Source organism: Micromonospora sp. NPDC000121, from assembly GCF_042899165.1.
Classification (GTDB): Bacteria; Actinomycetota; Actinomycetes; order Mycobacteriales; family Micromonosporaceae; genus Micromonospora.
The window spans coordinates 64,188-91,021 of record NZ_JBIAZP010000018.1 but is presented as its reverse complement, the minus strand read 5'-3'; the positions used below and the strand labels follow the sequence as shown (position 1 = coordinate 91,021).

Here is a 26,834-nt window from a genome sequence, read left to right as displayed (position 1 = left end):
TCCGGCATCGCCCACCTCCACAACATCATCCTCGCCGGGTGACACCAGCACCGTTGCCAGGCAACGCCTTCACCGAGTTACGAGACGTCCTTTAGTTGGATCACCCTTTCAGCGGATCTCACTCATCAGTTCTACTGCGCGGGGGTCATTTCGAGTCCATGGATCAAAACGCAACTATTGTTGCGGAGGGGGCCTTTGGAGGGCAGCGTTTCGTAGTGCTTGCCTGAATCGTCTGCTCGGCAGGCGTTCGCCTGCAGAGCAGGTGGGTAAGGTGTTAACTCTGCTTGTTGAGAGGTGGTTAGGATCCCCGCTGAAATAAGTAGCACGGTGCGGGCGCTGAACCCAGGCACCTGATCGAGAGGGTGGCAGCCGAGTGGCTTGCCGCCCTCCTCGTTTGGACTCCGCACCTACGGTGACCCGGCGGTGTCGATGTCCGTTCCGCCGACGCCACCAAGGCGACAACGCCATCTACCGTAGCCAAGCCTGACCGGGTGCGCAGCCGGAGGGTGAGGAGCCGTACAACGCGTTCCGGTTCAACGCCTCGCGTTGGGATTCGGGTTCGGGCACGTACGGCATGGGGTTCCGTAACTACGACCCGGGGTTGAACCGGTTCCTGACGCGGGACATGTACGGCGGCGCGATGGCGGACATGGGTCTGGCGGTGGATCCGTACACGGGCAACCGGTACTCGTTTCGCCGGTGGTAACCCGATCAGCTTCGTGGAGTTGGACGGGCACCTGTGGGGCATGTCGTGGTCGGACGTCGGCCACGCCACCCTGGACGTGGTCGGCCTGGTGCCGGTGGTCGGTGAGGTCGCCGACGTCGCCAACGGCATCTGGTACCTGGCCGAGGGCAACTACGTCGACGCCGGGTTGTCGATGTCCTCAGCCATTCCCCTGGCGGGGTATGGGGCGTCGGCGGTCAAGTTCGGTAAGACGGGCAAGAGGATCTACGACGGTGCCACCGCGACCGCGGACACCGCGAAGAACGTCGACAACGCCACCGACACCGCCAAGGCCGCCACCCCGCCCCCGACCGCGGCCAAGACCGACCAGCCGACGGCGCCGAAGCAGGACACTGACGGGCCCTCCTGTCAGGCGAAGCCGAACAGCTTCGTGCCCGGTACGAAGGTGGTGATGGCCGACGGCAGCAGCAAGGCCATCGAAGAGTTGAAGGTCGGTGACCGGGTCCTGGCCACCGACGTGGAGACCGGCCAGAACCAGAAGCGTGAGGTCACCAACGCCCGCAGCGTCGCGGGCAAGAAGGCCTTCATCACCTTCACCGTCGACACCGACGGGAAGGACGGGTCGAAGACCGGAAGCATCACCTCCACCGACAACCACCTGACCTGGCTGCCCGACGCCGGCATGTGGGTCGAGGCCAAGCAGCTCAAGCCCGGCATGTGGCTACAGACCGCAGCGGGGACCTGGGTCCAAATCACCGCAGTCAAGCGCACCGTCAAGCACGAACGGGTCCACAACCTCACCGTCGACGGCCTCCACAGCTACTACGTGCTCGCAGGCGCTACGCCGCTCCTCGTACACAACTGCGGACAGGTCGAATACGGGAGCACCGATCTGAGTCAAGCGGTGATCCAGGAACGGCTGAAGCTGAACAAAAAGGGCAACAACTTCGCCGCCGCTAGGGTTGTTCAAAACGGCGTTGAAAGGATTAGGTTGCTTATTCATCGAAGGGCATCGGCAATCACGCGGAACGCAAGTTGATGAGGAAGTTCGGTGGTCAAATCAAGGAAATGTACTCGGAGTGCCAGCCCTGTGTTGGCACGAACAAGTGTCGTAGGGAGCTAGCGGACGCAGGCATTTCCACGTCTTGGTCCTGGAACTGGACTACATCCGCCGAGGGTAGCACTGCGCGCACTGCAAGAGCCAAGGCAGTGACTCAGGTGTTCGCCGATGCTCTTTCGGGCAACTGGCGTCGCCCCTGGAGTTGACACTAGTATCTGTGTTAGTGGCCGGCCTGCTGCACGGCGGCAGGCCGGCCACTCCGCGTGGATGGGAGGCTTGAATGATAGAAGAAAAGTTTCGCTACTCTCCTGAATACGTCGAGTGCGTGCGCGATGTGTCGGCCCGCAGTTTTCTCGTCGCAGTCGGGTTGCCCGCTAGGCATGACATATTTACGGCTTTGGAGATGCCAGGCGAGGGCGCGGCTTTGATGATCGAAGGGCTGGAGGTGCTTAAGATTGGTGTCGGATCGGAGAGCGACGACGTTGGAGTGTACTGCATCGACTGCGACACTGGTTCAGTAATTTATGTAAATTTACACGACTTGGAGTCGGTTTTTGTCAACTCATCGCCCGCAATATTCGCCCACTGTTTGGCGGAGTTTGATGCCCAAGTAGCAGGCGCTGTGCAAGGCCCTGGCGAGACCGACCCGGAAGATCTTGCGCAACTACTGGAAGCTGGCATCACGAATATTGAACCAATGGCTCTGGCAGACGATGCAGGCTTCTGGCGTTCATTGCTGAATGACGTTGCAGTCGGCGACTATACAGACGATGGCGGCGATTGCTAAGGGTGGCCGGCAGGGAATAGTGGTGTTTGCTGCAACGGAGACCACCCGTGGGTATCCGCGGATCTTCATGCATTGGCGCTAGGGTCATTACGCGTGGTGAGCAGGATGACGAGAGCCCGGGACAGGAGACACATGCCGGGACTGTGGGGGCCGGGGGGTGAAACTTCCTCTGGCTGCCCGACCCTGCCGTGAGTGCGCATTGAATTGCGGCAGCACTCTGCTGCGGGCGATTTGGACGCACCGAGGCGGGCGGATCTAACCCCGGGAGTGCCGGCACCGATCCTGGCAGTCTTCCCGCCCGGCTCGTTGGCCCTGAGTGGCAATTGCCGCCCTCTTCGTTGGGGCTGCACACCTACAATCGCGGTCGCTACGGCCAACACCAGGAAAAACTACTACGCCGTTAGCGGCTCCTTAAAGGACGTCTCGCGACTCGGTGAAGGCTTGCCCGGCACCGGTGCTGGTGTCACCCCGAGAGCGGAGGCCGCGAGGCCCGGTGAGTTGTTGGACAAGCAGTGGGAGTTGCTCGAAACCGACAGACTCGGCAACGGGCTCCGTCGATCTCTATCGCTTATTCGGAGGCTAGGGGATTGGGCGACGGTGGGTTGAGGTGCGCAGGATTCAGGTCGCCGACGTGGCCAACGGCATCTGGTACCTGGCCGAGGGCAACTATGTCGACGCCGGGTTGTCGATGTCCTCAGCCATTCCCCTGGCGGGGTATGGGGCGTCGGCGGTCAAGTTCGGTAAGACGAGCAAGAAGATCTACGACGGTGCCACCGCGACCGCGGACACCGCGAAGAACGTCGACAACGCCACCGACACCGCCAAGGCCGCGACACCACCACCGACCGCGGCTAAAACCGAACAGCCGAGTACGTCGACGAAGAAGCCGGACGAGTGCAACAGTTTCGTACCCGGCACGAGAGTTCTCCTCGCTGACGGCACCAGCAAACGCATTGAGGATGTAAAGGTCGGGGATCGTGTCCTGGCCGCCGACGTCGAGTCCGGCGAGAAGCAGAGCCGTCCAGTCACCCATCTGATCAAGGGCGACGGGATCAAGAAACTCGTCACTATCGTCATCGACGCCGACGGCAAGTCCGGTAGCAAGAGCAACACGATCGTCGCGACGGACGGTCACCGGTTCTGGCTGCCGGATGCTGGGATATGGGTCACCGCGGACCAGCTCAAGGTCGGCGCCTGGCTTCAGACCTCTGCCGGCACATGGCCCAGATCTCCACCGTCCAGCATGACACCCGCGTCCAGCAAGTACACAACTTCACCGTCGACGGGCAGCACACCTACTACGTCCTCGCCGGCGAAACCCCCGTACTCGCCCACAACGAATCCTGCCCGATCAACGGCGAGACTGCCGATCCGATGAAGCTCAATCTCGGTTCGGGTGAGAATCCGATGCCGGGTGCGGTCAACGCCGACATCGCGGCGAAGCCGGGCGTGGACGTGGTCGCCGATGCCAACGCCCTGCCCTTCAAGAACGGCACCTTCGACGAGGTGCACGCGATGAACCCGTACGGATACAACCCGGTGAACGCGGAAACGGCGCGTGTCATGAAGCCGGGCGGCATCCTCAAGGTGACGGCCGTGATGAAGAAGAACAAGTACGGGCGCGCGAGTGCCCAGCAGGTTGAGGACGCCGGCTTCGAGGTGGTCAGCCGTGGTCCGCTCGATCCGGCTCATACCTACGGATCGATGAGGCGTTCAGATGGCGGCTCAATTGTTGTGGAATATGCTGGAGACGATTGCGTATCGCAGGAGGTAGCCGATGCGGAGGAGGGACCCTAGGTCCCTGTCCTGCTAACGCATGAGCATCGAGATTTAGCCAGTGGAACGGGTCCGGGGCCGGAGCGCGATAAATGTTGCGCCCAGCCCCGGGCTCCTTGGCCGGTTCGGCCTCGACTGGGTGGGCATGGCAAGGTTGCTGAGAGGCTCGCTCATGGTGACCAATCGCTGCTGTTATGGTTGCTGCCGGCCGCTGTACTCCCGCTTTGGGCGGATGCCGCTTTCGGTGGCGACACCTCGCGAAAGGCACTGTTGCTCATGACGACTGCGGAGGTTGAGCAGCAAGTCGCCCTGGTCGCTGATTTCCTGCGGGATACGGCGGAGGCCGTCGGGCACCCGGACCTCGTGGAGCGGCTGTTGACGCCGCTTGGAGCGGCTGTTGACGCCGCTGAGGACCACCATGGAAAACCTCGTTGCGCTGCCGCGGTCGGACGACTTCTGGGCGGGGCGGGCCAACGACCGGCTCACGATCTTCAAACTCGATGAGTACGCGAGGCGGCGGGTCGATCGCGACCCGAACGACCTTCGCGCCAGTCGTACGCTGGTTGCGCTCGGGCTGAGGTATGGCGCCAACGACGGGGGGCTGCCATACCTCACTGCGGAGGTCGCCGCAGACCCTGAGGCCGTTGGTGATGCGGTGATCGTGGCGCACTGGATTTGGTTGGAGATCGGCCTTGATACCACCCATGAGTTGCGTCGGACTCTTTCCGCCGCCGATCGCGTCGCGCTAGCTGCGTTGGCACAGAATCGCCAGGACTGGATAGGGGTTGCTGCCCGGATCGCTCTTGATGTTATGGACGGAGTTGGCCTGCACGAGGCGTACGCTCGTCGCTGCTGAGCACGGCGGTCGCATTGAAGAGTGCAAACATTCAGCCAGAGCGCGCGGGATCGCGGCGTGGTGGCGCGGTGTGATGACGGTGGTGGTTAGGCGGTTGCGGGTAACTCGGGCATCCAGGGTCGGCCGCGGATCGCGTCGCGTAGGACGCCCATCTGGTTGAGTCCGTGTTTTGCGGCTGTAGAGAGGTAGCCGAGGATCTTGTACCGGTCGCGGGCGCGGTCGTCGCTGGTCAACCTGCCGGAGATGTTCTGCTGGATCTTGGAGGGTCGTAGGCCGCGTTCGGCCTGGTTCGAGGTGGCCGGCACGTTCAGGTCCTCGGTGAAGCGCACTGCTGAGGTTTTCGCCCCGGTTCGGGACGTGTATTGGCCACCGCTGGACTCCACTGTTCGGGTGATGAGCGCCGTACCCTCGGCGGTGCCTCCCGTCCGGTGGGACGACGGGCTCTTGCCGACAGGCTGACCGTGACTCACCGGAGCGGTGCGTCACCTGGACCCGTCCGCCGACTTGGCGTGTCGGCTGCTCCGGTGTGCACTGGTGTCCGTCGCTCCCACCACTGTTTACGCGGGCAGCCTCGGGGTAGTTCGTTGACTCGTGGCCGGACAGGTCCACGGCGTCGCCGATCACGCCCCGTGAGGGGGTTCCGGAGCGCTTCCGGCCGCTGTTTCGTTACGGCGACTCGCCGCCAAAAGGCATTGATGTTGCTCACCCTCAGGGGCCGGCTTTCGGTCTTGTTGTAGCCGGAACACCCCATTTAGCCTGAGCGCGCTCAAGGTTCAACGGGGGAGCGGCACCATGAAACTGCAGATTCGGCTTCTGGGCAGCGTGGAGTTGTGCGTCGACGGCCAGGTTGTCACGCCCGGCGCGCCGAAGCGTCGCGCGGTCCTCGCAGGTCTGGCGTTGGACGCCAACCGTCCAGTCTCGTTGCCGAGGCTGGCGGACATGGTCTGGCCCGACGTGCCGCCCGCCTCGGCGGTGGCGAATCTGCGTTCCCACGCCGCTGGGCTGCGGCGGGCGCTGGGAGATCGGCTGGTCGCCCGGCCCAACGCGTACGAGCTGCGACTCTCGCCGCACGAACTGGACGTGACGGAGTTCCACCGGTTGGCGGGCGAGGGGCGGGCCCTGCTCGCCGCAGCCGACCCGGCCGGCGCCGTCGACACCCTCACCGCCGCGCTGGCGCACTGGCGCGGGGCGTCAGGCGACGGCCTGCCCCGGGGCACCGCGCTGGACAACCGGTGGGCCAGCCTCGACGAGCAGCGCCTCCAGGTCTTCGAGGAACTCGCCGAGGCGCGGCTGGCCGCCGGTGAACACGGGCACCTCCTGCCCGAACTGCGCGGGCACCTCGCCGCGCACCCGCTGCGCGAGCGCGCCTGGGCGCAGCTCATGCTGGCTCTCTACCGCTGCGGGGACGTTCCGGCGGCGCTCACGGTGTACCGGGACGCCCGGGCCGTACTCGACGAGCAGCTCGGCATCGAGCCGGGCGAGGAGCTGTCCGGACTGCACCGCGCGATGCTCGACCGGGCGCCCGAGCTGGCGTACACCCCGCCGCCCGCGCTGGTCACGGCGGCGACCGCGCCGGTCGCCCCGCCGCCGGCGCCGGGCGCCGCCGGGATGGCACCGCCCCCGCCCAGCCTCGTCGGGGGCGCCGGCTGGGCGGTGCCCCGTGAACTGCCGGCGGACCTGGTCACCTTCGTCGGCCGGGGGCGGGAGACCACCGAGGTCGTCACGGCCCTGCGCGGTGCGACCCCCGCCGCCGCCGTCGTCGTGACCGGCGCGTTCGGCAGCGGCAAGACCGCCCTGGCGGTACGCGCCGCGCATGCCGTCGCCACCGACTTCCCCGACGGGCAGGTCTTCGTCGACCTCGGCAACCGGACCCCGGTGGCCCCGGGCGAGGTGCTGGCCCGGGTGCTGCGCGCGATCGGGGTCGCCCCCGGGGACGTGCCGGCGAACACCGACGAGCGAGCCGGCTGGTACCGGTCACTGGTCGCCGGGCGGCGGCTGCTGCTGGTGGTGGACGGGGTCACCCGAGCCGCCCAGGTCCGCCCGCTGCTCCCGGCCGGCCCCGGTCCGGGCCTGGTCGTGGTCGCGCAGCGCCGGTTGGCCAGCCTGGACGGCGTACGGCGGGTGACGCTCCGCCCTCTCGCCGCCGACGACGCGCGTGACCTGCTGACGGAGCTCGTCGGCCCCGAGCGGCTGGCCGTCGAGTCGGCGGCAACCGGCGAGCTGGTGCGCCTCTGCGCCGGGTCGGTGCTCGCCCTGCGCGTCGCCGGCACCCGCCTGGCGGCCCGTCCAGGGCTGCCGGTGGACACCCTGGTCGGTCAGCTCGCCGACGGGCGGGAGCGGCTCGACGTGCTGGACTACGACGACCTGTCGGTGCGGGCCAGCCTGGCCGCCGTCGTCGCCGCCGTCCGCGCCGACGACGAGGTGGCCGGGCGGCTCCTCACGCTGCTGGGCGCGGCGCCTGACGCCCTGCTCCAGCCTGAACGGGTCGCCCGGCAGCTCGGGATCTCCGCGGCGCGACTGCGCCGCGCCCTGGACGACCTGGCCGACGCGCACCTGGTCTGCCGGGACGAGCAGGGGAGGCACCGGCTGCCGGCGCTGGTCCGGGAGTACGCCGCCGAGATGGCCGCCGAGCCGACCGTCGCGGCGAACCCGCTGACGGGTTGGCGGGTCGAGTCGTTCGCGGCCTGAGCAGCGCGCCGGGAAGGCCGCCGAGCGGCAGGCAGTCTCAGGAGACCTCGCCGCGGACGATCGCCACCGCCACCCGGCAGAACTCGTCCATGTCCGGCTGGAAGCCGGCCGCGATGTCGGGGTGCAGGCCGCCGCGCGTCTCGTCGAGGAGCCGCTGGCAGACCTGCTCGACCGGCTCGCCGGCGTAGCTGGCCCGGACGCGTTCCGTCGCGGCCTGCAGCGCCGAGGTCAGCTGGTCCTCCAGCGGGCCGCGCAGCTTCTGCTGCACGGGATCGAGCCCGCGAGGGTCCAGCGTGACATGTGGCTCCGACATCGGCGCTCCCTTCGTCGGCGTCCGCGGTACCCCACCGCGGCCGTCGGTCAAACCACGTTCGGTACGGCGGCGACCCGCACCTGGTACGAGAAGTCCTCCGCCGGTTCCTCCGCGTACGACAGCCGGCGGATCTGCCGGTCGTCGTCGTAGAGGGCGACGTCCACGAGGACGCCGAGGTGCGCCAGACCGATGCTGGCCACCCGCTTCTTGTCCTGGAGCACCGCGCACACCCCGCCCAGCAGGGTGCTGGCGTCGGAGGTGCGGTGCCCCGGCGGGCAGCGCAGCACGAGGTCCACCTCGACCGGCCCGGACAGCGGGGTCCAGCCGGTACGCTGGGCCGCCGCGCAGGCCGCTTCGAGCAGGGCGCGGACCCTCGTCGCCTGCCGGTGGCCGGCGGCGAAGATGGACAGCGCCTCGGTCTTGACCGGTGGCAGGCCGCTCACCTCGAACGTCAGGGCGAGAGCGCGGGTGTCCTGCACGACGGCACCTCCTCGTTGGGGACGATCCTGCCCAACCGGTGGAACGGCAGAGGGGAGTTCCCGCGAGAACCAACCGATCGGACGGGGCTGGGGTCGGCCGGAGGCGTGTCGACGTCGGCGGCGAACGCGCTGGCTGCGGAGCTACGGAAACGCTAGTCGACCGGGCGGCCCGTGGGTAGCTCCACCGCTCACTGGGTGGGACGGGGCGCGAAGGCGCAGAACTCGTTGCCCTCCGGGTCGGCCAGGACCCACCAGCTGACCGTGTCGTCCGGCTCGCGCAGCAGCGTCGCGCCGGCCCGGATCAACGCCGTCGGCTCCGGGTCGAGCAGGTCGACGTCCCAGTGCATCCGGTTCTTGACCGTCTTGCGCTCGGGCACGGGGTCGAAGACCCAGTGGTCCCACGGGAAGCCGGCCGCGCCCACCACCGAGGCGGCGGCGCCCGCGTCGCCGGCGTCGACCTTGCCGCCCGTCACCTCGGCCCACCAGGCCGCCTGGGCGGCCGGGTCCGCCGCGTCGACGACCAGCTCGAACGGGCCGCTCGGGGCGCCCTCGCGGGGCGGGAACGCGCAGAACAGGTTGCCGTCCGGGTCGGCCAGCACCCACCAGCCGATCTCCGCGTCCGGCTCGCGGACCAGGCGGGCGCCGGCCGCCAGCAGCGCCGCCGGTCCCGCGTCGGCCAGCCGCAGGTCGAGGTGCACCCGGGTCTTGGCCGTACGCGGCTCGGGCACCCGGTTGACCCAGATCGACTCCGCGCCGGAGCGGGCGGCCCGGGGGTCGACCCGGGTGTCCCCGTCGCCGAGGTCCACCACGTCGCCGTCGAGGACCCGGCCCCAGAAGGCACCCGTCTCGTGGGGGTCGGCGGCGTCCAGACAGAGATCCTTGAAGCGCGCGATCACACCACCATCATCCCGCCCCACCCCCTGCGACCCGCCCCGCCACGCCTGCCCCACTCCCCGTCGGTCGTGAGGCTGGCGGCGACGAAGTCGGCGCGAACGGGGAGGGGGAGGTCAGTGGCGGCCGCGCTTGATCTCCTGGAAGGCGGGCATCCGGATCAGCGGGAGCAGGGAGTCCCATACGGTCAGGGCGTCGTCGGTGCCGGGGACCTCGGTCAGGATCGGGCCGTGGATGCCGCGCTCGACGCCGGGCACCATCAGCACGGGTGAGCCGACGTCGGGGCCGGCGGAGCCGTACGCCAGCGCGTGCGACTCGCGTACCGCGTCGTCCCAGCGGTCGTCGTCGAGGGCCGGCGCGGCCGCCAGGAGGCCCGCCGCCTCGACGGCCGCGTCCACGATCTTCGGCGACAGCGGGTTGCCGGCGTCGTGGCTGCGGACGCCGACCTCGGCGTAGAACCGGGCGACGTCGTCGTGGCGACCCTCGGCGCGCAGCGCCTCCACCAGCCGCAGCGCCCGGCTGGAGGCGGTCATCGCCTCGGCGAACTGCGGCGCCACGTTTCCCTCGTTGAGGATGGCCAGGCTGAACGCCCGCCACTCGATGTGCAGGCCGCGGGCATCGGCGACGGCGACGAGCCAACGGGAGGTGCGCCAGGTCCACGGGCAGGCGGGGTCGAAGAAGAAGGTGGCGTCCATCGGCCGAGCCTACGGGCGGCCCGTCGGACCCGCAGGGCGGTGGCCCGCGCCACACCGGGCCCTGTCGGGGCAGCGTCAGGTTTCGCCACTTCGCAGGTCGGGCAGTGTTGGGGCCACGACACGTCCGGGATGCAAAACCGCTGGCCAGCGCCCGGATCGTCGCGCCGTGCGCCGGGGCGCGGAAAGCTTCACCCCGGCTTTCGCCGAATGAGGGGAGGGTTGATGAGCGACCCTGACAAGGCCCGACGTCGACGGCGGCCACGCGTGCGCGCGGTGGCGGCCGCCGCGGCGTTGACGCTGGTGGCGCCGATGGCGGCGGCCTGCGGTTCCGGCGGAGACGGCGGTACGCCCACGATCAATCTGTACTACCCGCCGGAGCAGAACCTGCAGAAGGTCGTCGACGACTGCAACGCGCAGGCCCAGGGGCGCTACAAGATCGCCTACCGGGTGCTGCCGCGGCAGGCGGACGACCAGCGGGTGCAGCTGGTCCGCCGGCTGGCGGCGCAGGACAGCGGGATGGACGTGCTCGGCCTCGACGTCACCTGGACCCAGGAGTTCGCCAGCGCCGACTGGATCCTGGAGTGGACCGGGCAGGACAAGGCCGAGGTAGAGCAGGGCACCCTCGCCGGCCCCCTCGAAACTGCCCGCTACGAGGACAAGCTCTATGGCGCGCCGAAGAACACCAACGTGCAACTGCTCTGGTACCGCAAGGACCTCGTCCCCGAGCCGCCGAAGACCTGGGATCAGATGATCTCCACGGCCCAGGAGCTGAAGCAGCAGAGCAAGCCGTACCAGGTACTCACCATGGGCGCCCAGTACGAGGGCCTCGTCGTCCTCTACAACACCCTCGCCGAGAGCGCCGGCGGCAAGATCCTCAGCGACGACGGCGAGCAGGCCGTGATGGACGCCGGCACCGTCCGGGCGCTGGAGCAGCTCCAGCGGTTCGCCACGTCGGGCGTGACGTCGCCGTCGTTCAGCAACGCCACCGAGGACCCCGTGCGGCTGGAGTTCCAGTCCGGCAACGGCGCGTTCCAGGTGAACTGGCCGTTCGTCTACCCGGCGATGCAGGAGGCCAACCCGGAGTTGGCCAGGCAGGTCGGCTGGGCACGGATCCCGGGCGTCGACGAGAACACGCCGAGCAAGGTCACCATCGGCGGGATCAACATGGCCGTCAGCGCGTACTCGAAGCACCCCGAGGAGTCCTTCGAGGCGGCCAGGTGCATCCGCAACGAGAAGAACCAGAAGTTCTCCGCGATCAACGACGGCGTGCCGCCGACCATCGAGAAGGTCTACGACGACCCGGAGATGGCCGAGGCGTACCCGATGAAGGAGACGATCCTCGAGGAGCTCAAGGAACCGGCGGTCCGGCCGCTGACCCCGGCGTACCAGAGCATCTCCACCGTCATGTCGGCGATCCTGTCGCCGCCGTCGGCGATCCGGCCCGAGCAGACCGCCGACGAGCTGCGCGACGCCATCGCCGACGCCCTCGACTCGAAGGGGGTCCTGCCGTGAGCGGGCGTAGCGAGCGAGCCGGACGACCCGGCGCGGCGGCCGTGCGGGCCGTCGCCTACCCGCGGGAGGGGACGGCATGAGCGTCAACGCCACGCCCGCCGGCGCCGACGCCACGGCGCGGGCCGAGCGCCCCGCCGGTCGGCACGCCGCGGTGCCGGCCCAGCGGGGCGGTCGCGGCCGCAAGGCCCCGCTGAGCGAGAACAAGAAGGCCGAGCGCCGGCTGGGCTGGCTGCTCTGCGCCCCCGCCGCGCTGGTCATGGTGCTGGTGACCGCGTACCCGATCCTCTACTCGGTCTGGCTGTCGCTGCAGCGCTTCGACCTGCGCTTCCCCGACGAGCGCGAGTTCGTCGGGCTGGAGAACTACGTCACCGTGCTGACCAACGAGTTCTGGTGGACGGCGTTCGGGGTGACCGCGCTGATCACCGTGGTCACCGTCGCGGTCGAGCTGGTGCTCGGCATGGGGCTGGCGCTGATCATGCACCGTACGCTGGTCGGCCGGGGTATCGTCCGCACCGCGGCGCTGATCCCGTACGGCATCGTCACGGTGGTCGCGGCGTTCTCCTGGCGGTACGCGTGGACGCCCGGCACCGGCTACCTGGCGAACCTGTTCAGCGAGGGCGCGCCGCTGACCGAGCGGGCCAGTTCCCTGGCGATCATCATGCTGGCCGAGATCTGGAAGACCACGCCGTTCATGGCGCTGCTGCTGATGGCCGGTCTGGCGCTGGTGCCGGAGGACCTGCTCAAGGCCGCCTCCACCGACGGCGCGACCGCCTGGCAGCGGTTCACCAAGGTCATGCTGCCGGTGATGAAGCCGGCGATCCTGGTCGCGCTGCTGTTCCGCACCCTGGACGCGTTCCGGGTGTTCGACAACATCTTCGTGCTCACCGCGGGCGGCAACGAGACCTCGTCGGTGTCGATGCTCGCCTACAACAACCTGATCCGGGGCCTGAACCTCGGCATCGGGTCGACGATGTCGGTGTTGATCTTCATCGCCGTGGCGATCATCGCCTTCGTCTTCGTGAAGCTGTTCGGTACCGCTGCCCCCGGCAGCGACGACGGGGAGAGGCGCTGAGATGGCTGACACCACCACCCGGGCCAAGCTGCGCTGGGGCCTGCTGGACGCCATCGTGGTCGTCTTCGCGCTGGTGCCGGTGCTCTGGATCATGTCGCTGTCGTTCAAGACCCCGGCGACCCTGACGGACGGGAAGTTCATCCCGCGCGAGTGGACGCTGGACAACTACCGGACGATCTTCTCCACCGACCAGTTCGTCCGCGCCCTGGTCAACTCGATCGGCATCGCGCTGATCGCCACGCTGATCGCCGTGGTGCTCGGCGCCATGGCCGCATACGCGATCTCCCGGCTGGACTTCCCCGGCAAGAAGCTGTTGGTCGGCGTCTCCCTGCTGATCGCGATGTTCCCGCAGGTGTCGCTGGTGTCGCCGCTGTTCGAGATCGAGCGGCAGCTCGGCCTCTTCGACACCTGGCCGGGGCTGATCCTGCCGTACATCACCTTTGCCCTGCCGTTGGCGATCTACACGCTGTCGGCGTTCTTCAAGCAGATCCCGTGGGACCTGGAGAAGGCGGCGAAGATGGACGGCGCGACCCAGGGTCAGGCGTTCCGGCGGGTCATCGCCCCGCTGGCCGCGCCGGGGCTGTTCACCACGGCGATCCTGGTCTTCATCTTCTGCTGGAACGACTTCCTCTTCGCCATCACGCTGACCTCCACCGAGCGGGCCCGCACGGTGCCGGTGGCGCTGTCGTTCTTCACCGGCGAGTCGCAGTTCGAGGACCCCACGGGGGCGATCTGCGCCGCCGCCGTGGTGATCACCATTCCGATCATCCTGTTCGTCCTCTTCTTCCAGCGCCGCATCGTCTCCGGCCTGACCTCCGGCGCAGTCAAGGGATAGGTGGTAGTCATGGCTGACATCGTGCTCGACAAGGTGAGCAAGAGGTTCCCGGACGGGACCACGGCGGTGCGGGACGTCGACCTGGAGATCGCCGACGGCGAGTTCGTGATCCTGGTCGGCCCGTCCGGCTGCGGGAAGTCCACCACCCTGAACATGATCGCGGGCCTGGAGGACATCAGCTCCGGCGAGCTGCGCATCGGCGGCGAGCGGGTCAACGACAAGGCCCCCCGGGACCGGGACATCGCGATGGTGTTCCAGTCGTACGCCCTCTACCCGAACATGACCGTGCGGGAGAACATGGCGTTCCCGCTGCGGCTGGCGAAGCTGGACAAGGAGACCATCAACCAGAAGGTCGAGGAGGCGGCGAAGGTCCTGGAGCTATCCGCGCTGCTGGACCGCAAGCCCGCCAACCTCTCCGGCGGCCAGCGGCAGCGGGTGGCGATGGGCCGGGCGATCGTCCGGCAGCCGAAGGCGTTCCTGATGGACGAGCCGCTGTCCAACCTGGACGCGAAGCTGCGGGTGCAGATGCGCACCGTGGTGTCGCGCCTGCAGAAGCAGCTCGGCACCACCACCGTCTACGTCACCCACGACCAGACCGAGGCGATGACCCTCGGCGACCGCGTGGTGATCATGCGGGGCGGCGCGGTGCAGCAGGTCGGCCCGCCGCAGGAGCTCTACGACCACCCGCGCAACCTCTTCGTCGCCGGCTTCATCGGCTCGCCGTCGATGAACTTCCTGCACGCGGCGGTCGAGGACGGCAAGCTGCGTACGGCGCTGGGCGACGTGCCGATCGGCGAGCGGATCCGGCGCGAGCTGGAGGGCGCCGACGCCCCGCGCGAGCTGATCCTCGGCATCCGGCCGGAGCACTTCGAGGACGCCGCGCTGATCGACGACGACACCCGCCGCCGGGGCATGGAGTTCGAGGCGCCGGTCGACATCGTCGAGTCGATGGGCTCCGACAAGTACGTCTATTTCAGCGTCGAGGGGGAGCGGGCCAGCGCCGCCGAACTGGAGGAGCTGGCGGCCGACGCGGGCGCCGACTTCAGCGGCGGCGGCGCCAGCCTGGTGACCCGGCTCTCGGCCGAGTCCCCGGTGCAGGAGGGGCAGCACCGGCGGGTCTGGTTCAACCTGGAGAAGATCCACCTGTTCGACCCGTCGAACGGGCGCAACCTGACCCTGCACGAGGGGCGGGCGGCGGGCGCGCTCGCCGACTGACGCGACGACGCGGGGCGGGTGGGTCGGACCGACCCACCCGCCCTTGCCGTGTCGGCGGTCAGCGACGTCGCCGACTGGCCTCCGGGATCTCCGCCTCGACCCGCTCCCGCCGGATCTGGTCGTCGACGGGCTGCTGCTCGACGACCTCGTCCTTGGCGAGGTGGACCCGCTCGACGGGCACCCTGTCCTTGGCGACCACCGGCCGCTCGGCGCGCAGGGTCATCTCCTGCTCGGCCTCGCCGATGTCGGCGCGGACGCCGCGGGCGTCGCCGGCAGCGATGGGCTCCCGCTCCACGTACACCTCGTCGTGCTCGACCGGCACGGTGGTGTGCACGTCCTCGGTGACGACGTACTTGCGCAGCCGCGCCGTACCGGCCGGCTGGCTCTCCGTGCCGACCCGCAGCCGCTCCTCGGAGCGGATCAGGTCCTCACCCGCCCCCGGTGCCCGCCCCCGGGCGGCGCTCGGCGCGCCCTTCGGCTGCAGGTGGTAGTGGGCGTAGAGCTGCTCGATCTGCGCCGTGTTCAGCGGCTGGTCGGTGCCGGCGTCCACGGCCGGGGCGTTCTTCACCGTGGACGTGTCGTAGTCGACCGCGAGCCCGCCGTCGGTGATCCGTGCCTTGTCCAGCGGAGCCATCGACTCCTTCTGGCCCATCAGGCCGGTCTTCACGCTGACCCAGGTCGGCTCGCCGGTGGCGTCGGTCCAGATCTGACCCACGCTGCCGATCTTCGACCCCGAGCGGTCCTTGACGTCCTGCCCGTACAGCGAGCTTGCCTGCTGTGCGTTGAGCTTCATGGATCGTCTACCTCCCTCTCGTGTCGCCCGGCGATTACCCGGTCGGCCGGAGCGGATTCGTCGATGGCCCGCTGAATAGGAGCAGCACGATGGGGCGGCGGGGCCGCCGGGACGGGTGGGGTCCGGCGTGCGCATGGGGACGGTGTGAGCCGGGCCGGGCCGTCGTGCCGGGCCGGCAGCTGAGGGGCTCAGGACGCCCAGTCGACGTGGAGCGCGCGGTCGAGGAAGGCCGCGTAGCGGCCGAGGGCGCGTTCCACCCCGGCCCGCTGCGTCGCGTCGAGCGGCGCCAGCGGGCGGACCGTCACGGCCAGCCGGCCCCGGCCGATCGTCCGTTTCCAGGTGCCCACGACCCGACCGCCGCGCACGACCGTGGCCTGGAAGACGCCGTTGCCCCCCGGCACGATCGCGTCCCGGTGCGCGGCGTCGAGCATCAGCGAACGGTCCCTGTAGCCCAGCAGGTATTCGTCGAAGCCGGGCAGCACCAGCAGGTCGTCGTCGACCGGTGCGCGCGGCGCGTCGGGCAGGGCCGCGTCGACCAGCGCCTCCTGCCCGTCGACCCGCACCCGGGCCAGGGCGTCGCCGGCCGCGGCCAGGCCCCGGCGGGCGTCGGTGAGCGTCAGGCCCGTCCAGCCGGCGAACTCCCGGTCGGTGACCGGCCCGTGGCCACGGACGTAGCGGCGGGCCAGGATCGCCAGCGCCTCGTCCCGGTCGGGCCGGCGCGGCGCGGGGGCCCACTCGTCGAGCAGGGCGAAGGTCTGCTCGGTGCCCACGTTCGGCGCGAGGCAGGTGACGCCCCGCACGCTCGCGTGCCAGAGCAGGTGGTAGCCGCGCTGACCGGCGGTGGCGATGCCGGCCGCCTCCAGCGCCGCCAGGCACCGTGCCCGGGTGAGCCGGCCGCCGCCGGCCAGCGCGGCGCCGAGCACGTCGATCGCCCGGTCCGCGTCGGCCTCGGTCAGCCCGAGTTGCGCGCGGCGGGTCGCGGCGGCGGCCAGCGCGCGGACGCCGGTCAGCTCCAGCATCCAGCGGGCGTCGCGGGACGGCACGAGGTGCACGGTGCCCCGCATCGGCCAGGTGCGCAGCGCCTCCCGGCGCTCCAGCGCGGCGTGCACGTCGGCGTGACCGAGCGCGGGCAGCCGCACCCCGAGCGACCACATGCCGCTCGCCAGGTCCTGCGCCTGCAGGGCCCCGAACCACTCCACCACGTCGGCGACCCCGACCGGGCGGGCGGTGGGGTGCGGGCGCAGCAGCAGGCTGGTCATCCGCAGCGCGAGCGCCTCACGGCCGGTCAGGTCCACGGGATCGGGCTCCTCGGGTCGGGCAGGGTCACAGCTTAGGACCGGCCCCCGACATCCGACGCATGACGGCCGTGGCAGCGGGAAACCGGCCGCCGACGGGCGCGTCACGCGCCCCGGAGGGAGTGACATGACTGCGTCCAGCGAGCCGGCCCGGGGTGCCGGCGTATCGACCCGGGCCGGCCGGGCGGGCCCGTCGGCCAAGACCAGCGCCGCCGCGACCTTCGCCCTGGTCTTCGGGGTGGCCGCGCTGATCAGCGTGCTGACCGTGATCCTGTCCTGGGTCGGCCTGCTGCTCGGCATCATCGGCGTGATCCTCGGCATCGTCGGGCTCAAGATGGCCCGCCGGCCCGGGGTGACCGGCCGGGGCGTCGCGATCGGCGGCCTGGTGCTCAGCGCCCTCGCGGTGCTGATCGGGCTGGCCTTCGCCGCCGGGGTCACCACGTTCCTCAACGACGAGGGTGGGGTGGACCGGATCCAGCGGCAGGTCGACGACCTGCGCGACCGGTTGGACTGACCCGCCGGGGCCGCCCCTGATCGCGCTTCGCCGGCCCCGCCGGCGGAGCGCGATCCCCCGTTCAGGTCGACCGGTGCGGGGCGGCTGCCGGCCCGCCCGCGCCGGTGCCACCAGGATGCCCGGCCGGCGGCCCGCCCCGACACGGTACACATCGAAACTTGCGCATATCTTGAGCCGGAGTGGTCGCCCCGGCTTCAGAGCCGGCGGTGCATGACGAGCAGATCCACGCACCCCTGGTCGGGGTGCCGGAACGCCTCGGGCACCCGGCCGACGACCTCGAAGCCCAGGGAGCGCCAGAGCGCCACCGCCCGGGTGTTCGTCGCCACGACGGCGTTGAACTGCACGGCCCGGTAGCCGTCGGCGCGGGCGAGCGCCAGCACGTGCTCGCCGAGGGCGCGCCCCACGCCGCGCCCGCCGGCGGTCGGGGCGACCATGAAGCTGGCGTTGGCCACGTGGTCGCCGGGCCCGAGCTGGTTGGGCACCAGCTTCGCCGAGCCGAGCACGGCGCCGTCCGGGTCGACCGCGACGACCGCCCGGCCCGGCGGGGGCACCAGCCACATCGCCCGGGCCTGCTCCTCGTCGATGTCGCGGGGCCAGGTGTAGGTCTCGCCGGCGGCCACGATCTCCCGCAGGAAGGGCCAGATCCGCGGCCAGTCCTCGGCGGTGGCGTCCCTGATCAGCACGCCCCCAGCATCTCGCACGTCGGGCGGGCCGGGGCCCGGCCTCGCCGTTTGACGCCGCAAGTACCGGGTAGTCGCCGGAGCTGACCCGACATGAGGAGGGAAACACCTGATGGCTGCCCAGACCAAGGTCGCGGTGATCTACTACAGCGCGACCGGCATCACGTACCAGATGGCGCAGGCGGCGTGCGAGGCCGCCGGTGAGGCCGGCGCCGAGGTGCGCCTGCGCAAGGTGCGCGAGCTGGCGCCGGACGAGGCGATCCGCTCCAACTCCGGCTGGCACGCGCACCGGATGGAGACCCAGGCCGTCCCGGAGGCCCAGTTGGACGACCTCTCCTGGGCGGACGTGGTGATCCTCGGAACGCCGACCCGGTACGGCGTGATGGCCGCCCAGCTCAAGCAGTTCCTCGACACCACCGGGCCGCTGTGGTCGCAGGGCGCCCTGGCGAACAAGGTCTACTCCGCGTTCTGCACGACGGCCACCTCCCACGGCGGCCAGGAGGCGACCCTGCTGTCGCTGTTCACCGTCTTCTACCACTGGGGCGGGGTGGTGGTCACCCCCGGCTACACCGACCCGAGCCAGTTCGTCGCCGGCAACCCGTACGGTGCTTCGCACACCAGCAACAACGGCGAGACCGCACCGGACGACATCGCCCTCGGCGCCACCGCCCTGATGACGAGGCGGGCGGTGCAGATCGGCGCCGCGCTGAAGGCCGGCCTGGCCGGCTGAGCCGGCGGCCCGGGCGGGGGCTCTCGACCCGCCCGGACCACCGGTCGCACCCAGCCCTACCCCCGATCGGGCCGACTATGCACGCTCGGCCGCCGGCGACCGCTCCCCGGCCGCGGACAGGTCCCCGGCAGGCGACCGTTCGCCGAGCGGCGGCCGTTCCCCGGCAGGCGGGAGTTGCCCGGCCGGGGCCGGCAGCAGCCCGGACAGCAGGTCGGCCAGGACCGCCAGGCCGTCCGGGCTGAGCACCGACTCCGGGTGGAACTGCACCCCCGCCACGCCCCGCCCGCGCAGCGCGTGCACCGCGCCGTCCGCGCCGTCGCGCGCCACCTCCACCGGCCCGTACGGGGTGGCCAGCCGGTCGGCGTCCGCCCTGGCCGTGAACGTCGAGTAGAAGCCGACCCGGCGACGCGTGCCGAACAGCTGCACCTCCCGCTGGAGCCCCTGGTAGGGCGCGTCCCGGCGATGCAGCGCCAGCCCGAGCAGGCCGCACAGCAACTGGTGGCCCAGGCAGACCGCCAGGGTCGGCCGGCCCTCGGCGAGCAACCCGGCGAGCAGGCCGCGCATCGCGACCATCTTCGGCTCGGTCGTGCTGCCCGGGTCGCCCGGGCCGGGACCGACCACCACCAGGTCGTATCCGTCCACGGGGCCGGCGGCGTGCCACGGCCGCACCGTCACCGCCAGGCCCAGCGCGCCCAACTGGTGGGCGAGCATCCCGGTGAACGTGTCCTCGCCGTCGACGATCAGCACCCGACGCCCGGCCAGCCCGGGCAGGCCGGGGGTGTCCGGGGCGCGCTGGTCGAGCCAGAACCGGGCCAGCGGCGCGTTGCGGGCGGCCAGCGCCGCGCGGACCTCGGGGTCGTCGGCGAGGCGTACCGCCGGGCGCGCGCCGGACGCGGGCGCCTGTGGGCCCAGGCCCAGCGCGGCGAGCACACCGGCCGCCTTGGCGTGCGTCTCGGCCACCTCGCCCTCGGCCGTGGAGTGCCGGACCAGGGTGGCCCCGACCGGCACCCGCAGGTCGCCGGCGGGGGAGATCTCGGCGGTACGGATCAGGATCGGCGCGTCCAGGCTCTGCCGGCCGGCGTCGTCGCGCCCGAGCAGCGCCAGCACCCCCGCGTAGTAGCGCCGCCCGGTGCGCTCGTGCCGGGCGATGACCCGGCAGGCGTTCTCCATCGGGCTGCCGGTGACGGTCGGCGCGAACATCGTCTCGCGCAGCACCTCCCGCACGTCCTTCGTGCCCCGGCCGGCGAGGAGGTACTCGGTGTGCGCCAGGTGGGACATCTCCTTGAGGTACGGCCCGACCACCTGGCCGCCGTGCTCGGCGACGGTGGCCATCATCTTCAGCTCCTCGTCCAGCACCATGTACAGCTCCTCGACCTCCTTGGGGTCGGCGAGGAAGCGCAGCAGGGCGGCGCGGTCGGCGTCCGCGCCGGCGTGCCGGAAGGTGCCGCTGATCGGGTTCATCATGACCAGCCCGTCGTCGACGCTGACGTGCCGCTCGGGGCTGGCGCCCACCAGAATGCGGGAGCCGGTGTGCACCACGAACGTCCAGTACGCCCCGCGCTCGCCGGACAGCAGCCGGCGCAGCGCGGCGAGCGCGGCGACCAGCGGCGGCCCCTCGACGGTGGCGCGCAGGCAGCGGTGGATGACGAAGTTCGCGCCCTCGCCACGCCCGATCTCCTCGGCGAGCACCCGGCCGACGATGGCCGCGTACTCGTCGTCGCTGACGTCGAAGCCGGCCTCGGCGGTGCGCACGGGCACGTCGGGCAGCGCGGCGAGCGCCTCGGCCAGGCCGATCCGCTCGTGCCGGGCGATCTCCAGGCACTCCAGCGGGACGCCGTCGTCGACGCAGGTGAAGCCCCGCTCGGTGATCTGCCGGTAGGGCACCAGCGCCAGCGTGCGGGGGCCGGGCGGCCCGTCGGGCAGCGGGATGTCGGCGAGCCGGTCCGCCACGCGTACCGTGCCGGTGAACAGCTCCAGATGGTCGGCGCCCTCGCGCCGGACGAGCGCGAACGGGCCGGGGTCGGCGCCGGCGGCGACGGCGGCCAGCAGCTCGGGCAGGTGGGTCATCGGGTCTCCTCGGGCCGGGCGGCGCCCGGGCGGGGCGACCGGGAGGGCCGGGGAGAGACCGGCGGCCGCCTCGTCGGGCGGCCGCGTGGGAAGCTACGCGCGGGGGATGGCCGCCGGGTCGGCGGGCCACCAGCAGGACAGGTGCGCGAGCATGGCACCACCCTACGCGGCGGTCCGGGGGCCGGGAAGCCGATCGGGCGTACGGCCCACCCGCTGGGACGCCGGGGCGCGGCACACCGGGTACCTTGACCGGCGATGAACATTCTCGCGCTCGACCTGGGCACCTCCTCGGTACGCGGGCTCGTGCTGGACGCGGACGCCCGCCCGCTGCCCGGCGCGTTGGCCCGGCGCAGGGTGAGCCTCGTCGTGCACGACGACGGGACCGGCACGCTGGACGGCCCCGGCTACCTGGCCTGCCTGATCGAGTGTCTGGACGAGCTGGCCGCGGCCGGGCACCTGCGGGACGTGTCCCTGGTGGCGACCTCCGCGCAGTGGCACTCGGTGGTCCCCCTGGGCGCCGACGGCACGCCCCTCGGCCCGGTGCTGACCTGGTTGGACACCCGGCCGGAGGCCCTGCCCGGTGCGCCGGGGCCGGCCGACCCGGACGGGTTCCACCAGCGCACGGGCGCGTGGTGGCACCGCTGCTACTGGTCGATCCGGCTGCCCTGGCTGCGGGAGCACACCGGCGGCCCGATCGCCCGGTTCGCCGGCCTGGCCGAGTACGTGCTGGGCGAGCTGCTCGACGCCGCGCCGATGTCGATCTCCCAGGCGTCCGGCACCGGGCTGCTGGACCTGCGGACGCTCGACTGGGACCCCGAGGCCTGCGCCTTGGCCGGGAGCCCGGCCGAGGAGCTGCCCGAGCTGGCCCCGGCGCGGTGGCGGGGCCGGCTGCGGCCCGCGTACGCGCGGCGCTGGCCTCCGCTCACCGACGCGCCGTGGGCCGAGCCGGTGGGCGACGGCGCGGCGTCGAACGTCGGCACCGGCTGCGTCACGCCGGACCGGGTCGCGGTGACCGTGGGCACCTCGGCGGCGGTCCGGCTGATGCAGCACGCCCCGGCGGGCGCGGAACTGCCCCCGCTGCCGGAGACGCTCTGGCGCTACCGGGTCGACCACGACCACGTGGTGACCGGCGCGGCTTTCTCCTCCGGCGGCAACCTGTTCGCCTGGGCCAACCGGGAGCTGCGACTGCCCGAGGGCGCGGAGCTGGACGCCGCGCTGGCCCGGCTGTCGCCCGACGGCCGACTGCCGGTGAACGTCCGCTTCGGCGGCGACCGGCCGCCCGGCCTGGCGCCGGCCGGCTCCGGCGAGCTGCGGGGGCTGAGCTTCAGCAGCACCGCCGTGGAGATCCTGGCCGGGCTGATGCGGGGCCTGTGCGACCTGGTCGCCGAGGACCTGACGGTGCTGGAGTCCACAGTCGACAAACCGGTCGAGGTGGTGCTCGGCGGGGGAGCGGTCTCCGCCTCGCGCTGGTGGCGTTCGGCGTTCGCCGCGGCACTCGCACCCCGGCCCGTGTGGCACGGGCGCAACCCGGAGGTCGGGGCGAGCGGCGCCACGCTGGTCGCGCTGGACCGCCTCGGCGACGCGGCCCGGCTCGCCGACATCGGCCGGACGGACGAGCCCGCCTCACCCTCCTGAGTCGCTCCTCAGCCCGGCCCGTTGACACGCCTCGCCGGCCTGATTGGATGGACTCCGCTCCGCGTGTCGCGGCGGACGCGAGGACGTAGGAGGCAGGTGTGGGCGCAGGTCCGGACCCGGCGCGGGGCGAGGTGCCGCACCACCGCCGGCGCCGGTTCGACGTCCGGGTCGTCCCGCACCGGCGCCGTTCGCCGTTCCGGTTGCGGGACTGGCGGATGCGCACCAAGCTCGCCACCGTGCTGGTCATCCCCTCGGTGGCGTTCCTGGTGCTGGCCGGCGTGCAGACCCACGCCCTGGTCGGGCAGACCACCGCGCTGGGCGACTTCGCCCGGCAGGTGGGTATCGGCCGGCAGATCACCGCCGCCGTCCACCAGCTTCAGCAGGAGCGGGACCGGGCCGCCGGCGAGCTGGGCGAGCTGCGTCGCAGCGGCGCGGCCGCCGACCGGGACGCCGCCATCGTCGCGCTGAAACCACTGCAGAGCGCCACCGACCAGGCCCTGCGCGAGCTGCGCCAGGCGGCCGAGCCGCTGGCCGACGCCGACGCGTCCTGGCGGGTCGCCTACTCCGAGGTGCTGGAGGCCTACCAGCAGGTCGTCTACATCCGGGCCGCGATCCCCCCGGCGGTGCTGAGCAGCGACACCATCCTCAGCAACTACCACCGCGCCGTCGACGCGTTGCTCAGCCTCCTCGCCGAGCCGTCTCCCGGCCAGGACCAGCCCGCCCTCAGCGACGCGGTGCTGCGCTACGTCCAGCTCGCCCGGGTCAAGGAGCTGTCCTCCCGGGTCCGCGCCCAGCTCTACGAGGCCGCTCGCTCCGGCCGGTACGGCGTCGAGGACCAGGTGATCCTGACCGACCTGCGGGCCCAGCAGCTCACCGCGCTCGGCGCGTTCCGGGTGGCCGCGACGGCCGCGCAGATCGGCCGCTACGACGAGACCTCCGTCGACCCGGCGTTCCTGGCCGCCACCCGGCTCGAGGAGCAGAGCCTGCCGGCGGGCGGCGCCCAGCCGGCCGTGCTGCCCGCTCCACAGTGGTGGGCCGCCAGCGAGCAGCGCCAGGAACTGCTGCGCCGGGTCGAGGCGTCGGTGCTCGACGACGCCGTACGGCAGGCCGACGAGGTGAGCGCCGCGCAGCTGCGCACGACACTGCTGGCCGTCGGCATGGTCGTCGCGGTGCTGCTGGTGGCCCTGCTCATCTCCGTCCTGGTCGGCCGGTCCATCGCCCGGTCCATGCGGCTGCTGCGCGGCCAGGCCCTGCGGATCGCCCAGCAGGAACTGCCGGAGGCGCTGGACCGGCTGCGCACCGTGACCGGCGGCGTCCCCACGATCGAGGTCCCGCCGGCGGTCGTCCGCTCGCTCGACGAGATCGGCGAGCTGGCCGAGGCGTTCGTCGCGGTGCACCGCAGCGCGGTCAGCGTCGCCGTGGAGCAGGCCACCACGCGGCGCAACGTCAACGCGATGTTCGTCAACCTCGCGCGGCGCAGCCAGGTGCTGGTCGAGCGCCAGCTCGAGCTGCTGGACGACCTGGAACGCGAGGAGAGCGATCCGGACCAACTGGAGAACCTGTTCAAGCTCGACCACCTGGCCGCCCGAATGCGGCGCAACGACGACAGCCTGCTGGTGCTGGCCGGGACCGAGTCCACCCGCCGGTGGAACCGGCCGGTGGGGCTCGGCGCGGTGCTGCTGGCGGCCAGCGCCGAGATCGAGCAGTACCAGCGGGTGCGCCACGAGGAGGTGGCCGACCTGCACGTCGTCGGCCACGCCGTCGGTGAGCTGGTGCACGTCCTCGCCGAGCTGCTGGAGAACGCCACCTCGTTCTCCCGCCCCGACACCGTCGTGGCGGTCACCGCCCGTGCCGAGGGCGCCGGCGCGGTCGTCGAGATCACCGACGAGGGCCTCGGCATGAGCCCGACCGCCCTGGCCGAGGCGAACGCCGCCCTCGCCACACCGCCGGCGGCCGACGTCGCGACCGTCGAGCGGATGGGCCTGTTCGTGGTCAGCCACCTCGCCGCGCGGCTCGGCATCGAGGTGCGGCTGCACGGCCGTGCGACCGCCGGCCTGGTCGCCCGGATCCGGCTGCCTGGCGAGCTGCTGGCCCCGGCGACGGAGCCGGGCGCGCCCGCCCCGGCGCGGATGCTGACCTCCGCGGTCGCCTGGGCCGGCGCCCGGTCCTCCGACGAGATGCCGGTGGCCGGCCGGCGCCCGGGGGCCGACGTGCCCCGCCAGACCCGGCCGGTCCCGGTGCGGGCCGAGGACGTGCTCGCCCCGGCAGCCGGGCCGCCCACCGGCGAGGGCTGCTGGTTCCGCCAGGGCCCGGCGCCGGTGCGGCAGACCTCGCCCACCCCGCCCGCCGTCCCGGTGACCGGCGGGACCAACGCCCGCGGGCTGCCCGTACGGGTGCCGATGGCCCAGCTCTCCACCGTCACCTCGCCGCCGCGACCGGCGCCGCCGGCGGCACGCCACGATCCGGACCCGGAGGCGGTCGGCGGCATGCTGTCGCGGCTCTACAGCGGCGTCCGGCGGGCCGAAGCCGAGGACACCACCGAGATAGTCATGCCGCCCGGCGGCGTGCGCACCGAAGGGGGACATCGATGACGACGTTGAGCCGGGAGGCCCGCGACCTGAGCTGGCTGGTCAGCGGATTCACGCAGCGGGTGCCGGGAGTGGCGCACGCCATCGTGGTCTCCTCCGACGGCCTGCTGGTCGCGATCTCCGATCACCTGCCCCGCGACCACGCCGACAAGCTCGCCGCCGTGACGTCGGGGCTGATGAGCATCACCGCGGGCGCCGCCCAGATGTTCGACGGCGACGTGGTCAAGCAGACGGTCGTCGAGATGGGGCGGGGCTACTTCCTGGTCATGCAGGTGCGCGACGGGTCGATCCTGGCCACGCTGGCCGGCGCGGACGCTGACATCGGCGTGGTCGGCTACGAGATGGCGCGGCTGGCCAAGCAGGCGGGGGAGATGCTCACCCCGGCGCTGCGGGCGGAACTGCAGCAGGCCCTGCCCCGCTGACCGACCGCGGACGGCGTGACGCGGTGACCCCGGGCCGCGCGTCACGCCGCCGGCGGCGCAATGGTGTCCTCACCGGACGGCCGGTGTCGTCGCTGCGGCATCGGTCCCCCGTTCAGATGCTGTTGGTGGCGATGACCTGGCGGTACCAGCGCGCGCTGCGCTTCAGGACCCGGCGCTGGGTCGGGTAGTCCACGTAGACCAGGCCCCAGCGCTGGTCGTACCTCTCCGCCCACTCGAAGTTGTCCAGCAGGGACCAGACGTGGAAGCTCTCCAGGGCCACGCCGGCGGCCACGGCCCGGCGGGCGGCGGCGAGGTGGTCGGTCGGCCAGAAGGTGCGGCGGTGCTCGGAGACGGCGGAAGGGGCGTGGCCGTACGCCGCGGGCACGGCGCGCGATCGGATGAGGCCGGCCGGGACGGCGACATGACCAGTCCCGCCCACCAGCCGAACCCCGCCCCAGCTTGTCTAAATCGGCTGGCGCTTCTGGTGGGTGGCGGCGGCGTGCCGCAGGGCGGTGCCGGCACCCGTAACCATCGGGTCGCCGTGGCCGAAGCATGCCGTCTCGGTGTCTAGTGCCGCGAGGCGGTGGCAGCTGTCGAGCATCACGTCCTCGTCCAGGTTGAACACCCCGAGGATGATCTCGCCGGGCTGGCCGGCGGCCACCGTGTCCCCGGTGAACAGCACCTTGTGCCTCGGCAGGTACACCGCGATGCTGCCCGGTGTGTGCCCGGGCACGCTGAGAACCCGCGCCCCGTCGCCGAAGTCGAGTTCGTCACCGTCCTGCAGCTCGACATCCATCGGGGTCGGCGGAACGTCCACGGTCGGTACGCCCAGCGAGCTGACCTGCTCCCAGATGGGCCGGTCGAACTCGGTGAGCACCGGCTCCCGCCGCCTCGCCTCGCCGCGGATCACCGGGGCATCCGCCTCGTGCGCATGCACCAGTGCGCCGTGCCAGGACCGAACCTCCGCGGCCGATCCAGAGTGGTCCTCGTGCCCGTGCGTCACCACGATCCGCCGGATTGCGGACGGGCCCAGCCCCAGGCTCCGCACCGCCTCGGCGATCTCCGGCCCGGAGCCTGGGACGCCGGTGTCTATCAAGGTCAGCGCGTCCGCGTCGCGCCAGAGGTAGACCTGGCCGAACTCCATCCGTACCAAGTGCAGCCGGGGCCGTAACTCAACGACTTCCACGTGCCCGAGGCTAGGCAGCGTCCCGCCGAACCCGCCACCCGTTCCGCTGTCAGCATACGA

General features: G+C 71.5%; 28 protein-coding genes and 1 pseudogene. 17 read left to right on the top strand and 12 right to left on the bottom strand.

Annotated elements, in window-relative coordinates; translation table 11 throughout:
* Window positions 1-517: 517 nt before the first annotated feature.
* The 6 genes and pseudogenes from ACFY23_RS31275 to ACFY23_RS31250 all read left to right on the top strand — a co-directional run.
* Window positions 518-706: pseudogene (locus ACFY23_RS31275) on the top strand (RHS repeat-associated core domain-containing protein); the annotation flags it as partial.
* 13 nt (window positions 707-719) lie between these two features.
* Window positions 720-1,724: a polymorphic toxin-type HINT domain-containing protein gene (locus tag ACFY23_RS31270; protein WP_350819657.1), complete on the top strand. Its 1,005-nt coding sequence runs from the start codon at window positions 720-722 to the stop codon at window positions 1,722-1,724.
* Entirely contained in the window at window positions 1,724-1,951 is a 228-nt protein-coding gene (locus ACFY23_RS31265) for a nucleic acid/nucleotide deaminase domain-containing protein (protein ID WP_350686757.1), read from the top strand. Before ACFY23_RS31270 ends, ACFY23_RS31265 begins: the two co-directional genes overlap by 1 nt.
* A gap of 74 nt (window positions 1,952-2,025) precedes the next feature.
* Complete coding sequence (locus tag ACFY23_RS31260) at window positions 2,026-2,532, top strand: SUKH-4 family immunity protein (RefSeq protein ID WP_350686755.1); 507 nt, start codon at window positions 2,026-2,028, stop codon at window positions 2,530-2,532.
* Between the two features lie 607 nt (window positions 2,533-3,139).
* Window positions 3,140-3,910, top strand: coding sequence for a polymorphic toxin-type HINT domain-containing protein (locus tag ACFY23_RS31255; RefSeq protein WP_350686754.1), 771 nt, complete (start codon window positions 3,140-3,142; stop codon window positions 3,908-3,910).
* Window positions 3,907-4,329, top strand: coding sequence for a class I SAM-dependent methyltransferase (locus ACFY23_RS31250; protein ID WP_350686753.1), 423 nt, complete (start codon window positions 3,907-3,909; stop codon window positions 4,327-4,329). Before ACFY23_RS31255 ends, ACFY23_RS31250 begins: the two co-directional genes overlap by 4 nt.
* Before the next feature lie 171 nt (window positions 4,330-4,500).
* On the opposite strand, the gene ACFY23_RS31245 is transcribed toward ACFY23_RS31250, so the two are convergent.
* Window positions 4,501-4,728 (bottom strand): hypothetical protein, encoded by a 228-nt coding sequence (locus ACFY23_RS31245; protein ID WP_350686751.1) that lies wholly within the window; start codon window positions 4,726-4,728, stop codon window positions 4,501-4,503.
* Here ACFY23_RS31245 and ACFY23_RS31240 point away from each other — a divergent pair.
* Window positions 4,727-5,164 (top strand): hypothetical protein, encoded by a 438-nt coding sequence (locus ACFY23_RS31240; protein ID WP_350686750.1) that lies wholly within the window; start codon window positions 4,727-4,729, stop codon window positions 5,162-5,164. The genes ACFY23_RS31245 and ACFY23_RS31240 overlap by 2 nt on opposite strands.
* 86 nt (window positions 5,165-5,250) lie before the next feature.
* On the opposite strand, the gene ACFY23_RS31235 is transcribed toward ACFY23_RS31240, so the two are convergent.
* Window positions 5,251-5,547, bottom strand: a complete 297-nt coding sequence (locus ACFY23_RS31235; protein WP_350686749.1) for a transposase — start codon at window positions 5,545-5,547, stop codon at window positions 5,251-5,253.
* Window positions 5,548-5,956: 409 nt separating this feature from the next.
* On the opposite strand from ACFY23_RS31235, the gene ACFY23_RS31230 reads away from it, so the two are divergent.
* Window positions 5,957-7,852, top strand: coding sequence for a BTAD domain-containing putative transcriptional regulator (locus tag ACFY23_RS31230; protein ID WP_350819655.1), 1,896 nt, complete (start codon window positions 5,957-5,959; stop codon window positions 7,850-7,852).
* Window positions 7,853-7,889: 37 nt separating this feature from the next.
* Here ACFY23_RS31230 and ACFY23_RS31225 read toward each other — a convergent pair whose 3' ends face one another.
* From ACFY23_RS31225 to ACFY23_RS31210, 4 genes are all read right to left on the bottom strand, one after another.
* Complete coding sequence (locus ACFY23_RS31225; protein WP_350684079.1) at window positions 7,890-8,165, bottom strand: hypothetical protein; 276 nt, start codon at window positions 8,163-8,165, stop codon at window positions 7,890-7,892.
* Window positions 8,166-8,212: 47 nt separating this feature from the next.
* Window positions 8,213-8,644, bottom strand: a complete 432-nt coding sequence (locus ACFY23_RS31220; RefSeq protein ID WP_350684078.1) for a hypothetical protein — start codon at window positions 8,642-8,644, stop codon at window positions 8,213-8,215.
* A 188-nt stretch (window positions 8,645-8,832) separates the two neighbouring features.
* Window positions 8,833-9,540, bottom strand: a complete 708-nt coding sequence (locus ACFY23_RS31215) for a VOC family protein (protein ID WP_350684077.1) — start codon at window positions 9,538-9,540, stop codon at window positions 8,833-8,835.
* A 111-nt stretch (window positions 9,541-9,651) separates the two neighbouring features.
* A complete protein-coding gene (locus ACFY23_RS31210; RefSeq protein ID WP_350684076.1) occupies window positions 9,652-10,230 on the bottom strand; it encodes a DsbA family protein in 579 nt (192 codons plus the stop codon).
* A 222-nt stretch (window positions 10,231-10,452) separates the two neighbouring features.
* Here ACFY23_RS31210 and ACFY23_RS31205 point away from each other — a divergent pair, with 222 nt between their 5' ends.
* The 4 genes from ACFY23_RS31205 to ACFY23_RS31190 all read left to right on the top strand — a co-directional run bounded on the left by ACFY23_RS31205 (window position 10,453) and on the right by ACFY23_RS31190 (window position 14,864).
* Complete coding sequence (locus ACFY23_RS31205; RefSeq protein WP_350684075.1) at window positions 10,453-11,742, top strand: ABC transporter substrate-binding protein; 1,290 nt, start codon at window positions 10,453-10,455, stop codon at window positions 11,740-11,742.
* A 76-nt stretch (window positions 11,743-11,818) separates the two neighbouring features.
* On the top strand, window positions 11,819-12,814 hold the full coding sequence (locus tag ACFY23_RS31200; RefSeq protein WP_350684074.1) for a sugar ABC transporter permease: 996 nt from the start codon (window positions 11,819-11,821) through the stop codon (window positions 12,812-12,814).
* Between the two features lies 1 nt (window position 12,815).
* Window positions 12,816-13,649, top strand: a complete 834-nt coding sequence (locus ACFY23_RS31195) for a carbohydrate ABC transporter permease (protein ID WP_350684073.1) — start codon at window positions 12,816-12,818, stop codon at window positions 13,647-13,649.
* Window positions 13,650-13,658: 9 nt separating this feature from the next.
* Window positions 13,659-14,864 carry a sn-glycerol-3-phosphate ABC transporter ATP-binding protein UgpC gene (locus ACFY23_RS31190; RefSeq protein WP_350819653.1) on the top strand — a complete coding sequence of 402 codons (1,206 nt, stop codon included), beginning with the start codon at window positions 13,659-13,661 and terminating at the stop codon, window positions 14,862-14,864.
* 58 nt (window positions 14,865-14,922) lie between these two features.
* On the opposite strand, the gene ACFY23_RS31185 is transcribed toward ACFY23_RS31190, so the two are convergent.
* The gene (locus tag ACFY23_RS31185) at window positions 14,923-15,657 is read right to left on the bottom strand and encodes a YsnF/AvaK domain-containing protein (RefSeq protein ID WP_350684071.1); all 735 of its coding nucleotides are present in this window, start codon (window positions 15,655-15,657) and stop codon (window positions 14,923-14,925) included.
* A 188-nt stretch (window positions 15,658-15,845) separates the two neighbouring features.
* Window positions 15,846-16,916 (bottom strand): winged helix DNA-binding domain-containing protein, encoded by a 1,071-nt coding sequence (locus tag ACFY23_RS31180; RefSeq protein ID WP_350684081.1) that lies wholly within the window; start codon window positions 16,914-16,916, stop codon window positions 15,846-15,848.
* Window positions 16,917-17,079: 163 nt separating this feature from the next.
* On the opposite strand from ACFY23_RS31180, the gene ACFY23_RS31175 reads away from it, so the two are divergent.
* The gene (locus ACFY23_RS31175; RefSeq protein ID WP_350684070.1) at window positions 17,080-17,466 is read left to right on the top strand and encodes a DUF4190 domain-containing protein; all 387 of its coding nucleotides are present in this window, start codon (window positions 17,080-17,082) and stop codon (window positions 17,464-17,466) included.
* Window positions 17,467-17,660: 194 nt separating this feature from the next.
* On the opposite strand, the gene ACFY23_RS31170 is transcribed toward ACFY23_RS31175, so the two are convergent.
* Complete coding sequence (locus ACFY23_RS31170; RefSeq protein ID WP_350684069.1) at window positions 17,661-18,149, bottom strand: GNAT family N-acetyltransferase; 489 nt, start codon at window positions 18,147-18,149, stop codon at window positions 17,661-17,663.
* 109 nt (window positions 18,150-18,258) lie between these two features.
* Here ACFY23_RS31170 and wrbA point away from each other — a divergent pair, with 109 nt between their 5' ends.
* Window positions 18,259-18,876: an NAD(P)H:quinone oxidoreductase gene (wrbA, locus tag ACFY23_RS31165; protein ID WP_350684068.1), complete on the top strand. Its 618-nt coding sequence runs from the start codon at window positions 18,259-18,261 to the stop codon at window positions 18,874-18,876.
* 75 nt (window positions 18,877-18,951) lie between these two features.
* On the opposite strand, the gene ACFY23_RS31160 is transcribed toward wrbA, so the two are convergent.
* Window positions 18,952-20,943 (bottom strand): chorismate-binding protein, encoded by a 1,992-nt coding sequence (locus tag ACFY23_RS31160; RefSeq protein WP_350684067.1) that lies wholly within the window; start codon window positions 20,941-20,943, stop codon window positions 18,952-18,954.
* A 255-nt stretch (window positions 20,944-21,198) separates the two neighbouring features.
* Here ACFY23_RS31160 and ACFY23_RS31155 point away from each other — a divergent pair, with 255 nt between their 5' ends.
* The 3 genes from ACFY23_RS31155 to ACFY23_RS31145 all read left to right on the top strand — a co-directional run bounded on the left by ACFY23_RS31155 (window position 21,199) and on the right by ACFY23_RS31145 (window position 25,588).
* Complete coding sequence (locus ACFY23_RS31155; RefSeq protein WP_350684066.1) at window positions 21,199-22,578, top strand: FGGY family carbohydrate kinase; 1,380 nt, start codon at window positions 21,199-21,201, stop codon at window positions 22,576-22,578.
* A 98-nt stretch (window positions 22,579-22,676) separates the two neighbouring features.
* Window positions 22,677-25,169, top strand: a complete 2,493-nt coding sequence (locus ACFY23_RS31150; RefSeq protein WP_350684065.1) for a nitrate- and nitrite sensing domain-containing protein — start codon at window positions 22,677-22,679, stop codon at window positions 25,167-25,169.
* Window positions 25,166-25,588 carry a roadblock/LC7 domain-containing protein gene (locus ACFY23_RS31145; protein ID WP_387038959.1) on the top strand — a complete coding sequence of 141 codons (423 nt, stop codon included), beginning with the start codon at window positions 25,166-25,168 and terminating at the stop codon, window positions 25,586-25,588. The genes ACFY23_RS31150 and ACFY23_RS31145 overlap by 4 nt, the downstream gene beginning before the upstream one ends.
* Window positions 25,589-25,700: 112 nt before the next feature.
* On the opposite strand, the gene ACFY23_RS31140 is transcribed toward ACFY23_RS31145, so the two are convergent.
* Both ACFY23_RS31140 and ACFY23_RS31135 read right to left on the bottom strand, forming a co-directional pair.
* On the bottom strand, window positions 25,701-25,973 hold the full coding sequence (locus ACFY23_RS31140; protein ID WP_350684064.1) for a family 1 glycosylhydrolase: 273 nt from the start codon (window positions 25,971-25,973) through the stop codon (window positions 25,701-25,703).
* Window positions 25,974-26,051: 78 nt separating this feature from the next.
* Entirely contained in the window at window positions 26,052-26,774 is a 723-nt protein-coding gene (locus tag ACFY23_RS31135) for an MBL fold metallo-hydrolase (protein ID WP_350684063.1), read from the bottom strand.
* Window positions 26,775-26,834 lie beyond the last annotated feature (60 nt).

Coding starts and splice junctions, on each gene's coding strand:
- ACFY23_RS31265 (WP_350686757.1), top strand. CDS start 1,724: ATGAGGAAGTTCGGTGGTCAAATCAAGGAAATGTACTCGGAGTGCCAG.
- ACFY23_RS31260 (WP_350686755.1), top strand. CDS start 2,026: ATGATAGAAGAAAAGTTTCGCTACTCTCCTGAATACGTCGAGTGCGTG.
- ACFY23_RS31250 (WP_350686753.1), top strand. CDS start 3,907: ATGAAGCTCAATCTCGGTTCGGGTGAGAATCCGATGCCGGGTGCGGTC.
- ACFY23_RS31240 (WP_350686750.1), top strand. CDS start 4,727: ATGGAAAACCTCGTTGCGCTGCCGCGGTCGGACGACTTCTGGGCGGGG.
- ACFY23_RS31245 (WP_350686751.1), bottom strand. CDS start 4,728: ATGGTGGTCCTCAGCGGCGTCAACAGCCGCTCCAAGCGGCGTCAACAG.
- ACFY23_RS31230 (WP_350819655.1), top strand. CDS start 5,957: ATGAAACTGCAGATTCGGCTTCTGGGCAGCGTGGAGTTGTGCGTCGAC.
- ACFY23_RS31225 (WP_350684079.1), bottom strand. CDS start 8,165: ATGTCGGAGCCACATGTCACGCTGGACCCTCGCGGGCTCGATCCCGTG.
- ACFY23_RS31210 (WP_350684076.1), bottom strand. CDS start 10,230: ATGGACGCCACCTTCTTCTTCGACCCCGCCTGCCCGTGGACCTGGCGC.
- ACFY23_RS31205 (WP_350684075.1), top strand. CDS start 10,453: ATGAGCGACCCTGACAAGGCCCGACGTCGACGGCGGCCACGCGTGCGC.
- ACFY23_RS31200 (WP_350684074.1), top strand. CDS start 11,819: ATGAGCGTCAACGCCACGCCCGCCGGCGCCGACGCCACGGCGCGGGCC.
- ACFY23_RS31195 (WP_350684073.1), top strand. CDS start 12,816: ATGGCTGACACCACCACCCGGGCCAAGCTGCGCTGGGGCCTGCTGGAC.
- ACFY23_RS31190 (WP_350819653.1), top strand. CDS start 13,659: ATGGCTGACATCGTGCTCGACAAGGTGAGCAAGAGGTTCCCGGACGGG.
- ACFY23_RS31185 (WP_350684071.1), bottom strand. CDS start 15,657: ATGAAGCTCAACGCACAGCAGGCAAGCTCGCTGTACGGGCAGGACGTC.
- ACFY23_RS31180 (WP_350684081.1), bottom strand. CDS start 16,916: ATGACCAGCCTGCTGCTGCGCCCGCACCCCACCGCCCGCCCGGTCGGG.
- ACFY23_RS31175 (WP_350684070.1), top strand. CDS start 17,080: ATGACTGCGTCCAGCGAGCCGGCCCGGGGTGCCGGCGTATCGACCCGG.
- wrbA (WP_350684068.1), top strand. CDS start 18,259: ATGGCTGCCCAGACCAAGGTCGCGGTGATCTACTACAGCGCGACCGGC.
- ACFY23_RS31160 (WP_350684067.1), bottom strand. CDS start 20,943: ATGACCCACCTGCCCGAGCTGCTGGCCGCCGTCGCCGCCGGCGCCGAC.
- ACFY23_RS31155 (WP_350684066.1), top strand. CDS start 21,199: ATGAACATTCTCGCGCTCGACCTGGGCACCTCCTCGGTACGCGGGCTC.
- ACFY23_RS31145 (WP_387038959.1), top strand. CDS start 25,166: ATGACGACGTTGAGCCGGGAGGCCCGCGACCTGAGCTGGCTGGTCAGC.